Origin of the sequence: Desulfosporosinus hippei DSM 8344 (assembly GCF_900100785.1) — a bacterium.
Classification (GTDB): Bacteria; Bacillota; Desulfitobacteriia; order Desulfitobacteriales; family Desulfitobacteriaceae; genus Desulfosporosinus; species Desulfosporosinus hippei.
In genome coordinates, this window is the sequence record NZ_FNCP01000006.1 from 81,453 (window position 1) to 94,417 (window position 12,965).

Annotated in this window: 12 protein-coding genes; 6 read left to right on the forward strand and 6 right to left on the reverse strand. The window is 35.7% G+C overall.

What is annotated here, in order from left to right:
• Nucleotides 1-43: 43 nt before the first annotated feature.
• From gyrA to dnaA, 6 genes are all read right to left on the reverse strand, one after another.
• On the reverse strand, nt 44-2,524 hold the full coding sequence (gene gyrA, locus BLS16_RS07040; RefSeq protein ID WP_092331633.1) for a DNA gyrase subunit A: 2,481 nt from the start codon (nt 2,522-2,524) through the stop codon (nt 44-46).
• A gap of 14 nt (nt 2,525-2,538) precedes the next feature.
• Entirely contained in the window at nt 2,539-4,473 is a 1,935-nt protein-coding gene (gene gyrB / locus BLS16_RS07045; protein ID WP_092331636.1) for a DNA topoisomerase (ATP-hydrolyzing) subunit B, read from the reverse strand.
• A gap of 145 nt (nt 4,474-4,618) precedes the next feature.
• Entirely contained in the window at nt 4,619-4,879 is a 261-nt protein-coding gene (gene remB / locus BLS16_RS07050; RefSeq protein WP_092331638.1) for an extracellular matrix regulator RemB, read from the reverse strand.
• A complete protein-coding gene (gene recF, locus BLS16_RS07055) occupies nt 4,880-5,974 on the reverse strand; it encodes a DNA replication/repair protein RecF (RefSeq protein WP_092331641.1) in 1,095 nt (364 codons plus the stop codon).
• Between the two features lie 7 nt (nt 5,975-5,981).
• On the reverse strand, nt 5,982-7,085 hold the full coding sequence (gene dnaN, locus BLS16_RS07060; RefSeq protein WP_034599286.1) for a DNA polymerase III subunit beta: 1,104 nt from the start codon (nt 7,083-7,085) through the stop codon (nt 5,982-5,984).
• Nucleotides 7,086-7,526: 441 nt separating this feature from the next.
• Nucleotides 7,527-8,888, reverse strand: coding sequence for a chromosomal replication initiator protein DnaA (dnaA, locus tag BLS16_RS07065; protein ID WP_092331643.1), 1,362 nt, complete (start codon nt 8,886-8,888; stop codon nt 7,527-7,529).
• Between the two features lie 360 nt (nt 8,889-9,248).
• Between dnaA and rpmH the strand changes: the two genes are divergently transcribed.
• The 6 genes from rpmH (at nt 9,249) to mnmE (ending at nt 12,960) form a co-directional block, all read left to right on the forward strand.
• A complete protein-coding gene (gene rpmH / locus BLS16_RS07070) occupies nt 9,249-9,383 on the forward strand; it encodes a 50S ribosomal protein L34 (RefSeq protein ID WP_007777819.1) in 135 nt (44 codons plus the stop codon).
• Nucleotides 9,384-9,587: 204 nt separating this feature from the next.
• Nucleotides 9,588-9,926: a ribonuclease P protein component gene (gene rnpA, locus BLS16_RS07075; RefSeq protein WP_092331646.1), complete on the forward strand. Its 339-nt coding sequence runs from the start codon at nt 9,588-9,590 to the stop codon at nt 9,924-9,926.
• Nucleotides 9,927-9,934: 8 nt separating this feature from the next.
• The gene (gene yidD / locus BLS16_RS07080; RefSeq protein ID WP_092331647.1) at nt 9,935-10,141 is read left to right on the forward strand and encodes a membrane protein insertion efficiency factor YidD; all 207 of its coding nucleotides are present in this window, start codon (nt 9,935-9,937) and stop codon (nt 10,139-10,141) included.
• 11 nt (nt 10,142-10,152) lie between these two features.
• Nucleotides 10,153-10,827, forward strand: coding sequence for a YidC/Oxa1 family membrane protein insertase (locus BLS16_RS07085; RefSeq protein WP_092331650.1), 675 nt, complete (start codon nt 10,153-10,155; stop codon nt 10,825-10,827).
• Between the two features lie 29 nt (nt 10,828-10,856).
• Nucleotides 10,857-11,483, forward strand: coding sequence for an RNA-binding cell elongation regulator Jag/EloR (gene jag / locus BLS16_RS07090; RefSeq protein ID WP_092331653.1), 627 nt, complete (start codon nt 10,857-10,859; stop codon nt 11,481-11,483).
• A 112-nt stretch (nt 11,484-11,595) separates the two neighbouring features.
• The gene (mnmE, locus tag BLS16_RS07095; protein WP_092331655.1) at nt 11,596-12,960 is read left to right on the forward strand and encodes a tRNA uridine-5-carboxymethylaminomethyl(34) synthesis GTPase MnmE; all 1,365 of its coding nucleotides are present in this window, start codon (nt 11,596-11,598) and stop codon (nt 12,958-12,960) included.
• Nucleotides 12,961-12,965: the final 5 nt, after the last annotated feature.

Consider the following 12,965-nt stretch of genomic DNA (forward strand, 5'->3'; position numbering starts at 1 on the left):
TGAATCTCAGACATGTTAACACCTTGCGCAAATTTTGTCAATTTTAGACTTCTTCTTCTGAATCCTCATTATTGCTTTCTATAAGTTCCTCATCATCTTTCATCAAGACTTTGGCAATAGCAACTACAGTACTTTCACCGGTACGCATGGCCATAACTCCTTGTGCTGAACGACCTTGATTTGAAATGCTGGAAACAGGAATTCTGAGCATAATTCCATTATTGGTTATTACCATAAGTTCATCTTCTACTTGTACTACTTTGAGTCCAACAAGTGTACCGGTTTTGGAATTCAATTTCATGACAATAACCCCTCTGCCGCCACGTCCTTGAACACGGAACTCTTTGAGATTAGTTCGTTTGGCGAATCCGTTTTCACTCATGGTTAAGAGTTCACCCTCATCACCAATTACATCCATACCTACAACTAAATCGTTAGCCGCAAGGGTTATTCCTTTCACCCCTCGCGCTGTACGCCCCATATAACGAACATCAGATTCAGGAAAACGAATTGCTATTCCATTTTTTGTAGCTAAAAGAATATCATCTAACCCTTGGGTTAATTTGACCCCTATGAGCTCATCCCCTTCATCGAGAGTTAAAGCAATCAATCCATCTTTTCGTGATGAATCATATTCCTGGAGGGCAGTCTTCTTCATAATCCCTTTTTTAGTAGCAGTAATCAGGAAATAATCAGGACTGTACTCTTTAATGGCCATGACTGCAGTTATCATTTCATTTTGTTCTAGATTTAGGAGATTTATAACGGCGGTTCCCTTACCGGTTCGACTAGCTTCAGGAATCTCATGAGCCTTTAATCGATAAACCTTACCTTGTGATGTAAAGAAGAGAATATAGTGATGAGTAGTCGTAGTAAATAGATGTTCTACAAAGTCTTCTTCTTTCGTAGCCATCCCATGAACACCTTTACCCCCTCGGTTCTGACTCTTATAAGTACTTAGAGGCAATCTCTTAATATAGCCATAATGAGTTACTGTAATAACAACATCTTCAACGGCAATCAGATCTTCGATATCCATTTTACTAACATCAACTGTTATTTGCGTTCGTCGGGGATCACCAAATTTATTCTTAATCTCTTCGAGTTTTTCTTTAATAATTCCGATAACCTTTGCTTCAGAAGCAAGGACTGATTTGAGATAGGAAATTGTATCCATTAATTCTTTGTATTGATTTTCTAATTTATCTCGTTCAAGCCCGGTTAGACGCTTCAATCTCATATCCACAATTGCTTGAGCCTGTTTATCACTTAAACCAAAACGGAGTGATAAGTTTTCTCTTGCCCTTGATTCATCAGGCGAAGAACGAATAGTTTCAATAACCTCATCAATATGATCAAGGGCTATTCTCAATCCTTCGATAATATGGGCTTCAGCTTCGGCTTTATTAAGCTCGTACCTTGTTCTTCGGACGACAACATCTTTTTGATGTTCGATAAAATGATAAATCATATCTTTAAGAGTAAGCGTCCGTGGCTGTCCATTGACTAATGCCAACATATTTACTCCAAATGTATCTTCCAACTGAGTATGTTTATAGAGTTGATTTAAAATAACTTTGGGATTAACATCCCGTCTCAATTCAATAACGGCCCTCATACCCGATCGATCAGATTCATCTCTTAGATCAGTAATCCCATCTACTTTTTTATCTCTAACAAGCTCAGCTATTTTCTCAATCATTCGAGCTTTATTAACCATAAACGGAATTTCTGTGATGACAATTCGAGTCTTTCCAGCCTTCTCCATCTGCTCAATCTGTGCTTTAGCTCGAATTTTAACTGAACCTCTACCTGTCAAATAAGCAGATCTAATTCCTTCATGACCCATAATAGTTCCACCTGTTGGAAAGTCAGGTCCCTGAATATATTTTATTAGGTCATCAATCGATAAATTTGGATCATCAAGTAAGGCAACAGTAGCATTAACAACTTCTCCTAAATTGTGAGGCGGAATATTTGTTGCCATACCAACGGCAATTCCCGAAGACCCATTCACTAATAGATTTGGGAATTTGGCAGGTAATACAGTAGGTTCATCTTGTTTCTCATCATAATTTGGAGTGAAATCAATCGTATCTTTATCAATATCTTCTAACATATAAGTTGAAAGCTTTGCCATACGAAGCTCTGTATAACGCATTGCTGCAGCTGAGTCTCCGTCAATTGATCCAAAATTACCATGTCCATCAACAAGTGGATAGCGGCTTGCAAAATCTTGTTCTAAACGTACAACTGCATCATAAATCGATGAATCCCCATGAGGATGAAATTTTCCCATGCAATCTCCGACAAGACGTGCCGATTTACTATAAGGTTTATTAGGGGTCAAACCCAATTCATGAAGTGTATATAGAATTCTTCGATGCACAGGTTTAAGCCCATCACGAACATCGGGCAAAGCACGGCTAACGATAACACTCATCGAGTAATCGATAAATGATTTTCGCATTTCATCCGCAATTTCAACGGGAACGACTTTCCCTTCCAATATTTCATCAGCCATGATTGAGCACTCCTTTAAGCATCTAGATTACGAACATCTTTAGCATAGCGATTTATGAAGTCACGACGGGGTTCCACTTTATCACCCATTAACACGGAAAACATTTCTTCCGTCCTCATAGCGTCTTCCATAGTCACTCGTAGGATAGTTCTTTTGGCCGGATCCATGGTGGTTTCCCATAATTGTTCCGGATTCATTTCTCCTAAACCTTTATAGCGCTGAATTTCCACTTTATCTCGACCTATTTTTTCAAGAACCTTTGTTAATTCAGTTTCAGAATAAACATATTGAATATCTTTGCCTTTTTTAACCTTGTAAAGAGGGGGTTGAGCAATATACACAAAATTATTTTCAATTAAAGGTTTCATGTAACGGTAAAAGAAGGTCAATAATAAAGTTCGAATATGAGCCCCATCAACATCAGCATCAGTCATAATAATTAATTTATGGTAACGAGCCTTTTCAATATCAAAATCCTCAGATATACCTGTTCCCATAGCGGTAATCATAGCTCGAATTTCTGTATTTCCTAATATTTTATCAAGCCTGGCTTTTTCGACGTTAATAATTTTTCCTCGTAATGGCAAAATAGCTTGGAAGCGACGATCCCTGCCTTGCTTCGCTGAGCCCCCTGCGCTATCTCCTTCGACAATATACATTTCACACAAATCCGGTTCCTTCCAAGAGCAATCAGCAAGTTTACCGGGGAGAGAAGTTCCTTCTAAAGCACTCTTACGACGAGTTAACTCTCTAGCTTTTCGAGCAGCATCACGTGCTCGAGCAGCTTGAACAGATTTATCGATAAATTTTCTGGCAATTGAGGGGTTCTCTTCAAGAAAAGTTGATAAACCTTCGCCCGTTGCAGAATCTACAATTCCACGAATTTCACTATTTCCAAGTTTTGTTTTAGTTTGACCTTCAAATTGTGGATCAGGTACTTTGACAGATATAACTGCTGTCAAGCCTTCTCTTATGTCGTCCCCTGTCAGGTTGGAATCACCGGCTTTAATCATATTATTTTTTCGTGCGTAATCATTAACCACACGTGTTAATGCAGACTTAAAACCAGCCTCATGGGTTCCGCCTTCTTGGGTATTGATATTATTGGCATAAGAAAACAAATTTTCGGCATAACCATCATTATATTGCATACAAACTTCAACTTGAACACTATCTTTTAAGGTTTCAATAAAAATTGGTTGAGGATGCAAGCAGTCCTTGTTTTTATTAAGATAACGAACAAAGTCTTGAATACCACCTGTATGTAAAAATGTCTCTTTAACCTCAGTTCTCTCATCTGTTAAATTAATTGTTACACTCTTATTTAAAAATGACAGTTCTCTAAGGCGGTGGGCCAAAATATTAAAATCATATACTGTCTCTTCAAAAATCTCTGAATCAGGCATAAAAGATATTTTAGTACCACTTTTATTGGTTTCTCCAACATTTATTAGTTTCGTTGTTGGTTTACCAATTGAATATTCCTGATGATAAACATGTCCACCTTTAGAAACTTCTACAACCAACCACTTTGATAAAGCATTAACAACACTTAAACCTACCCCATGCAGACCCCCGGAAACTTTATAGGCACTTTCGCTTCCACCAAATTTTCCTCCGGCATGTAACACTGTCAAAGCAAGTTCAACACCCGGTTTACCTGTTTTAGGATGGATATCGACGGGAATTCCTCTCCCATTATCAACTACTGTAATGCTGTCGTCTTGATGAATTATGACATCAATTTCATTACAAAAGCCAGCTAAGGCTTCATCAATGCTATTATCAACAATTTCGTAAACAAGATGATGAAGACCACGAGGACCTGTGGTACCAATATACATTCCAGGACGTTTACGAACAGCTTCTAAACCTTCAAGCACTTCGATTTGCCCCGCATTATAATTGTCACTAATAGTTTGAACTAGTTGCTCTTTGTTTTCTTGCAAAGCTGTTTCCTCCTAATAGAAAACTTGACTTTATAGTTGCATCTTTTGCTTAATCCATATGCCAAAAAATGCCTTCAACCTTATTATTGTACACTAAAATTAAAGTGGTATCAATTTAAAGCTATCTAAAGCTAAAGTTTGTTTGTTAACTGTCTTTTCCAACCTCAGTAAAAGAACGCTTTAATAATGTAATTGAAGATATTGGAGAAAAATATAAGTCAGTCATTGTTACAACTAAGGTCTTTTCTCTACCCTTTTCTGAAATATAATTTATTTTTCTATTATTTTTGTGAACTTTATCTAAAAAGATCTGATTGACTTGACTTAATTTTGTCATTTCTAAATCAATAATTGCTACTATTCTATCAGTCTTAAGCAAAACATCTCCTCCAAGATGTATATACAATTAAGCTTCCCTCCTTATATGCCCTTTTTCTACAAAATAAACTGTACCTAAGTCTAGGTGATTATCTGCACTTGTCATAGTAATAAGAGTTTGTATTTTTGAAGACTCAATAAATTCTATTAAGTAGTCTCTCCTAAAACGGTCTAATTCAGACAAGACGTCATCAAGTAAAAGAAGGGGGTATTCCCCTTTTTCTTGTCTCATTAGTTCAAGTTCAGCAAGCTTTAAACTAAGCACTAATGAACGTTGTTGACCTTGAGATGCATAAAGTCTTCCTGGTTTATCATTTAAAAAAATTTGTAAATCGTCACGATGAGGTCCAATTAGAATCATTTGACGTTCTATCTCTTGTTCTAACTTTTCATTGAGCAAATTTGCAAATTCTGAAATGGCCTCTGAAACAGAGCTTTTGCCTAAGGCATAGTACATAATTTTTATAGTTTCTTTTTCTGATGATAAATTTTGAAATATAGGTTCAACAACACGTTGTAAACGTTCTGTTAAATCAGCTCTATTAAGAATTATTTTTTTTCCTAATTCAATAATCTGTTGATTCCAAAGCTGTAATTGTGAGTATTTAAAGCTTTTATCATTATATGACTTCAATAAAGCATTCTTTTGCTGAAGTGCCTTATTATAGGCGTTAAGAATGCTAACATGGCCCGGGCGCATTTGGGCAATATGTAAGTCTAAAAATCTTCTTCTTTCCGCAGGCCCACCTTTAATCATTACAAGGTCATCCGGAGAAAAGAAGATAACGTTAATAGTACCTACAAAATCGGATAAACGCTGACAGGCCACCTGGTTAATTTTTACCATCTTCTTCTTATCTTTATAATGACTCTCTAGCGAAACTTTATGACGATTAATAAGAAATTGTCCATAAATATGAAACTCACTTTGTTCCCAACGCAAAAGTTCCTGTTCTCTATGTACTCTATATGACTTTCCAGTTAGTAAATAATAAATTCCTTCAATGATATTTGTTTTTCCTTGTCCATTGTCACCAATTAAGATATTTGTACCAGGCATAAAATGGATACTCTCATCCACATAATTACGGAAATTTTGTAGTCTTATGCTGTTTATCATCATAATTAAATTAAGAAGTTCTTACAGGTAAAACGAGATAAATATAATTTGGATTATCTATAGGACGCATTACGCCTGGACTAAATGGTCCGGATAACTCAAATAATATTTGCTCACTATCTATTACTTTCAGAGCATCGATTAAGAATTTTGCATTAAAAGCAATTCTTACCTCTTTACCATCCATTTCAATGCCTATTTGCTCGGATATCTTACCTAATTCCGAAGTCTGATCAATCCTCAATTCATTATCTACAACATTTATCCTGACAATATTAGCTGAACTCTTATCGCGAGATAATAAAGAAGCTCTTTCTACTGCGTCAAGAAATTCTCTAACTGATAAATATACCTTAGTTTCACATGCTTGTGGAATAACTTGTTTATAGTTAGGAAATTGACCTTCTATCAGTCTTGATATGAGAAAAATTGTGCCAAATTGAAAAACTACCTGATTGTTGCTATGGCTTATTGTTAAAACCTCATCTTCATCTCTTAGTAATCGATAAATTTCAGAAAGAGTTTTGGAGGGTATAATACCACTAAATCTTGAATCCCCTGTATTTGTTATTTCTGAAATTACATAAGCTAATCTATGAGTATCTGTGGCTACTAATCGAATATTTGATCCTTCAATTTGAAGTAATATACCATTAAAGACTGGTCTGTTCTCTTCTGCAGCACATGAGAATATTGTTTGTCTAATCATGTTCTTAAATATTACTGTAGGCAATGTAAATGATAAAGGTTCAATCAAATCTGGAAGTAAAGGGAATTCTTCTGGATCGTATCCATTCAAAACTATTTCAGATTGGTAATAACTTATAATTATTTTTTGATTACGTTCTTCTAACGTAATTGTTGTATCTGGTAATTTTCGAACGACTTCTGTAAACAATTTAGCAGGAACGACCATTGTACCTTCCTCAATAATTTGGGCTGGAACATCACAGCGAATCCCCATTTCAAGATCAGTTGCTGCAAATTGTAAAGACTGGTTTTCGGCCTGTATTAATATTCCTTGTAAGACTGGCAATGGGTTTTTATTAGAAACAGCCCGTTGTACAGCATTTACACCAGAAAGCAGTCCATCTTTTGAACAGAAGATTTTCATATGAATCGAATCCTCCTATAATTTTTTGTGCCGATGTCTTGTAGTTAACTTAACTCCAATAGACACCTAGTAAGATTCTTCAAGAGTTTATTTTATTAGTTAAAGAAAGTTTTCCCTGGGCTGGTTGGCTTTTTACCTTCTGACTAGTACAAAAAACCTTAATAAAAAATCTTTAGAGCTTCCGTATTCTTTTAGTTCTAAACCTTGGTTATTAATAATAAGATAATAGTTAGTAGTTGTAGTAGTATTACTTGTCAACATGTGTATAAGTTTACTGAGAGGTTCAAATAGCTGATAAAAGGTATGTTGAAAAAGTTGTGGACAACCAGATAATATTATCCACGTGTCCACATGCAAAATTATATACCAATTTTATTAACAGGTTATCCACCTTTTAGACCATCTATAACCCTAATTAAATCTTGATTTAAATAAGAGCACTTAATCTGATTGAATGCGTTGAATGATTTCACTTATTTTTTTCTCAAGCAAAGGATCTGCTATTAAAGCTTGAGAAATTTTATCATGAGCATGCATGACAGTTGTATGATCTCTTCCTCCAAATTCATCACCTATTTTAGGTAAAGAAAAATCCGTAAGTTGCCGCGATAGGTACATGGCAATTTGCCTGGGAAATGCAACAGCTCGGGTTCTTTTTTTTGCTTTAAAGTCAGTTGGTGATAAGTTATAAAATCTTGCAACGGATTCTTGGATAGTGTCAATAGTAATCTGCTTGGTAGTATTAGCAGGGATAATATCTTTTAATGCTTCTACAGCTACTTCCGGGGTTATAGGGATTGAGCTTAATGAAGCGAAAGCCATTACTCTAATTAGTGCTCCTTCTAATTCACGTATGTTTGAACGAATCTTATCTGCAATATAAACCATTACTTCATTAGGTACTTGGAGATTTTCCATTTTCGCCTTTTTTCTCAGTATAGCTATTCTAGTTTCTAAATCAGGTGCTTGAATATCAGTAATTAGACCCCATTCAAATCTAGAACGTAGACGATCCTCTAATGTTGGAATCTCCTTAGGAGGTCTGTCAGATGAAATAATTATTTGTTTATTTGCTTCATGAAGGGCATTAAATGTATGAAAAAACTCTTCTTGAGTTCGTTCTTTACCTGCTAGAAATTGAATATCATCAATTAGTAGGATGTCTACATTTCGATAGTGGTTGCGAAATTCTTCAGGGTTTTCGTCTCTAATGGAATCAATTAATTCGTTTGTAAACTTTTCACTAGAGACATAAATTACTTTAGTATTGGGCGATCTTTGAAGTACATGATGGCCTATTGCATGCATAAGGTGCGTTTTACCTAAACCTACACCACCATAAATAAAGAGTGGATTATAGGATTTCGCGGGTGATTCAGCCACAGCTAGTGAGGCCGCATGAGCAAAACGGTTACTGTTTCCGATGACAAATGTATCAAAGGTATATTTAGTATTTAGCGAATTAGCTACTGGCTCGCTTTGTTTGATAATTTCAGTAGAAACAGGATCGCCTGCCGTCATACTATCACTGTAGATATCATCTGAGGTAGACAAAATAAAGCGCAGACTGACAGAATGACCTAAAACTGATTGAACTGATGACCGAATCATTGGTGCATAACGACTTTCTAACCAGTCTTTTGCGAATTCATTGGGGACACTAATGACAAGTGTATCTCCATCAATATTAAGAAGTCGTGTAGAACTCAACCAGGTTTCAAAACTAGGCTTAGAAAGTTCGTTTTTTAGTTTTTCTAGCGTTTCCTGCCACAATAATTGGAGTGAGTTCGACTGTGGTGGCATTGACGGACCTCCCTTGTCTAAAAATGAAAAAAAATAATGACAATAAAAAAGTTATACACAAACTTATACACATTTGTGGATAACTTAAACAAATTACGTGTTGTGAATAACCTTAAACACGATTTGTTGTTGTCGTCAGGTATTGTAAAAATATAATATCAAGTTTCCCAAGGGTTATCAACAGGAATATTTGACGTTTGAAAAATTATTCACAGTGGATAACCTTTTTTTGATTCAAGTTATCCACACACTGTCAAAGTCCTTTGCTTGACAGATTAAATTTTATTAGAGTATAATCTCTAAGTAAGTTTGATTGTCTTCGAAATGTTTTTCGTTTGAAATAAAGGAGGTGTCGTTAAATTGAAGAGAACCTACCAACCGAAGAATCGGCGTCATAAACGTGTTCACGGTTTTTTAAGCCGTATGAGTACGCCAACGGGGCGAAATGTAATAAAGCGCCGTCGTTTAAAGGGTCGGAAGAAATTATCAGTTTAAGGCCGCATTAATGTGGCCTTTTTTTTACATTAGGAAGAATAGTTTTCTGATGTGAAGTATCTATGGGGTAAGCGTCCATACATAAGTCGGCGGTCCCTTCCCAGATTTCATCATTTTTTATTGGGTAAACACACTTAATCTTTAAACGTTTAAACTAATGCATAGTGAGTTAGAATATAGAAGGTATGTAAACCTGGAGGATATATGCTGCAAAGGAAATTTCGCTTACGTCAAAAATCTGGATTTAAAGAAATTTTTGCGATCGGTAAAAATTACTCTGCAAAAAATGTAGCAATTTATGTATTATTTAAAGAACCTAATAGATTTGGTTTTATTGCTTCGAAGAAAGTCGGCAATGCGGTTCAAAGAAATCGTGCGAAAAGGCTTATGCGGGAGGTAATAAGACTTAACCTGCCGGAAATTAGAAAAGATATACAAATTATTTGTATTGCTAGGGCTAGAATCAAAGGAGTTTCTTACTCCGAAGTCGAAAGCAATATCATGTATATTTTGAAAAGAGCCAACACCTTAATAAAAAGGTGAGATTAGTAATGAGACGTATTCTAATTGTTTTAATTCGCTTTTATCAAATTTTTATATCTCCTCTAAAAGGGCCTACTTGTCGTTTCTATCCAAGTTGTTCGGAATATACTGCTCAGGCTTTGCTAAAGTACGGTCTTGTAAAAGGAAGTTGGAAATCTATTAAACGAATTTTAAAATGTCATCCGTTTCACCCAGGGGGACATGACCCAGTATAAGGAGGGCTTTTGTGAGTACTATTGTTGAAGCAATGACTTATTTATTAAAGATACTATATAGTTTTTCTACTGCTGTTGGGTTGCCTTATTATGGTGTTGCGATTATTCTTTTGACTATCTTGATTAAGACTTTAATCTTTCCGCTCACTTATAAACAGATGGCCTCAATGCGCAAAACAGTAGATTTACAACCAAAGATCAAATCTATCCAAGAAAAATATAAAAATAATAAAGAAAAAGCTAATGCTGCCGTTATGGAGTTGTATAAAGAACATAATGTAAATCCATTAGGTGGGTGTCTGCCAATAGTTGTTCAGTTGCCGATTTTTTGGGCATTATATAGTGCATTGTTACATTTTCCTTATGATCCGGCTAATGCTTCAGCACATTTATTTTTAGGATTTGATTTGACAAAAATTTATGGATTTGCGCTCTCATATCACTTGATTTTACCTATATTTGCAGCTGCGACTACATTTTTACAAACCAAGTTAACCAGTCCTAATGCTTCCACTGACCCAACTCAAAAAACAATGCTTTATATTATGCCGGTGTTTTTCGCGTACATTAGTGTTACGGTTCCAGCAGGTTTGGCTTTATATTGGGTTACTATGAATGTTGTGTCGATTTTTCAACAACTATTTATTAATAGTAGATTATCGAACAAAGGTAAGAAAGCAATATAGGGATGTGTAAGGCGTGAGGAGGATCGTTCATGAGGATTGCAGAGAAAACTGGGAAAACAGTTGAAGAGGCTATTACAGCGTGTCTTAACGAATTAGCCGTCGATCGTGATCGGGTAAAAATAGAGGTTCTCGAAGAACCTGCCAAGAAAGGTTTATTTGGACTTTTTGGAACACGTTTAGCAAGGGTGCGAATTTCTTGTGAAGACAACCCGGGTATATTAGCTGCAGATTTTATTAAAAAAGTATGCCAAGTTATGAGTGTCAATGCTGATGCTCAGGTGAGCAAGGATGGGGAGCACTGGCATGTTAATATTAGTGGGCCTGAGCTTGGAATCCTGATAGGAAGACGTGGTGATACTCTAGATGCACTTCAATATTTAACGAATTTGGCAGTAGCTAAACAACTATCCGAAAGAGTTCGAATAGTTGTTGATGTTGAGGGATATAGGTTACGACGGGAAGAAACCTTGGTTCGTCTAGCAAAGAGATTATCTGAAAAGGTAAAGAGAACGGGTACAAGAATAGTTTTAGAACCGATGAACCCTCATGAACGGCGGATTATACACACTTCTTTGCAGGATGAAGCTAGAATTGCAACCTTTAGTGAGGGAGATGATCCGAATCGAAGGGTTGTCATATCACTGAAACGAGGCTAAGAGGGGTATACCCCTCTTTTTTATTTTATTAAAGGAAACAATAATTTGTTTATTTGCTTTGTACTAAGAACAAATAATTAAAATAAAGTTTTGTTAATTGGAGATGAATACTTTGGAAGATACAATAGTTGCAATGGCTACCGCTATGGGTGAAGCTAGTATTCATATTTTGAGATTAAGTGGTTCCGAAGCAGGAAAAATAATAGATAAATGTTTTAACCCACAAAATAGTGAACGTTGGCAATTAGGCGAAAACTTTACTCTGAATCTGGGACTATTTCATGATGAACATAAAGTTCTCGATGAAGTTTTAATTGGTAGAATGCTATCTCCGTTTTCATATACTGGTGAAGATGTCTATGAAATTAACTGTCATGGTGGTCCCTACGTAGCCCAAAGAATTTTGCAAGAATGTATTAGAAATGGTGCCCGTTTAGCAGAAGCAGGTGAATTTTCTAAGAGGGCTTTTCTAAATGGAAAGTTAGATTTAATCCAAGCTGAAGCAGTTATTGATTTAATTAGTTCTCGAACAGAAACTTCTGCAAACTTAGCTTTAGCTCAGCTTAGTGGTGGACTCTCGCATCAAATAACAGATTTACGCGATAAAATATTAGAAATACTTGCTTATATTGAAGCTGGGATTGATTTCCCTGAAGATGATGTCGAAAGCCTTGATAGAAATAATTTGCAATCACTTATTGGTAAGACCTTAAGTAGTATTGAGGATCTTTTAAAAGGAAGTAAAACCGGTAAAATTCTCAGAGATGGCTTATTAACAGTTATTGTAGGTCAACCTAATGTAGGAAAATCTAGTTTGCTCAATGCCCTATTGAAGGAAGATAGAGCAATTGTTACAGATATACCAGGGACAACCCGTGATGAAATAAGAGAATCGGTCAGTGTTGGTGGAATTCTTTTAAAGTTAGTAGATACGGCAGGAATTTGTGAGAGCAGTGATTTTGTTGAACGGCTGGGAATCGAACGATCATGGAATGCACTGAAGTCTGCAGAGCTTATCCTATTGGTTGTTCAGGCAAATATTCCTCTTACTGATGTTGAGAATGAAATTTTAAATACTTATAAAGATAAGGTTATTGTAGTTCTAAATAAGACAGACTTATTAAAGAGTCATCAAGAGGTTGTTATAAATAATAGCTATGGACTATGTATACCCCTTTCTATTTTAGAGCATAGAGGATTTGATGAACTTGAGAATGCAATTCGAAAACGAGTCTTTCAGGGAGATACTGCTATATCATCTGATCCATTACTCTCAAATATTAGACAAATATCCTCACTAGATAATTGTAAAATTTCATTAAATCAAGCTTTAGAAAGTTTGCTCCAGGGAATGCCTTGGGATATACTCTCTATTGATATTCGACATGCCTTACAAGATATTTCAGAAATAACGGGTCATAATGTACAAGAATCACTTCTTGACGATATTTTCTCTCGATTTTGTATAGGAAAGTAGGAAGA

What these genes read in the sequence shown, in the direction of transcription:
- gyrA (WP_092331633.1), bottom strand. Translation starts at nt 2,524, where the DNA reads ATGGCTGATGAAATATTGGAAGGGAAAGTCGTTCCCGTTGAAATTGCG.
- recF (WP_092331641.1), bottom strand. Translation starts at nt 5,974, where the DNA reads ATGATGATAAACAGCATAAGACTACAAAATTTCCGTAATTATGTGGAT.
- dnaN (WP_034599286.1), bottom strand. Translation starts at nt 7,085, where the DNA reads ATGAAAATCTTCTGTTCAAAAGATGGACTGCTTTCTGGTGTAAATGCT.
- dnaA (WP_092331643.1), bottom strand. Translation starts at nt 8,888, where the DNA reads ATGCCACCACAGTCGAACTCACTCCAATTATTGTGGCAGGAAACGCTA.
- rnpA (WP_092331646.1), top strand. Translation starts at nt 9,588, where the DNA reads ATGCTGCAAAGGAAATTTCGCTTACGTCAAAAATCTGGATTTAAAGAA.
- yidD (WP_092331647.1), top strand. Translation starts at nt 9,935, where the DNA reads ATGAGACGTATTCTAATTGTTTTAATTCGCTTTTATCAAATTTTTATA.
- jag (WP_092331653.1), top strand. Translation starts at nt 10,857, where the DNA reads ATGAGGATTGCAGAGAAAACTGGGAAAACAGTTGAAGAGGCTATTACA.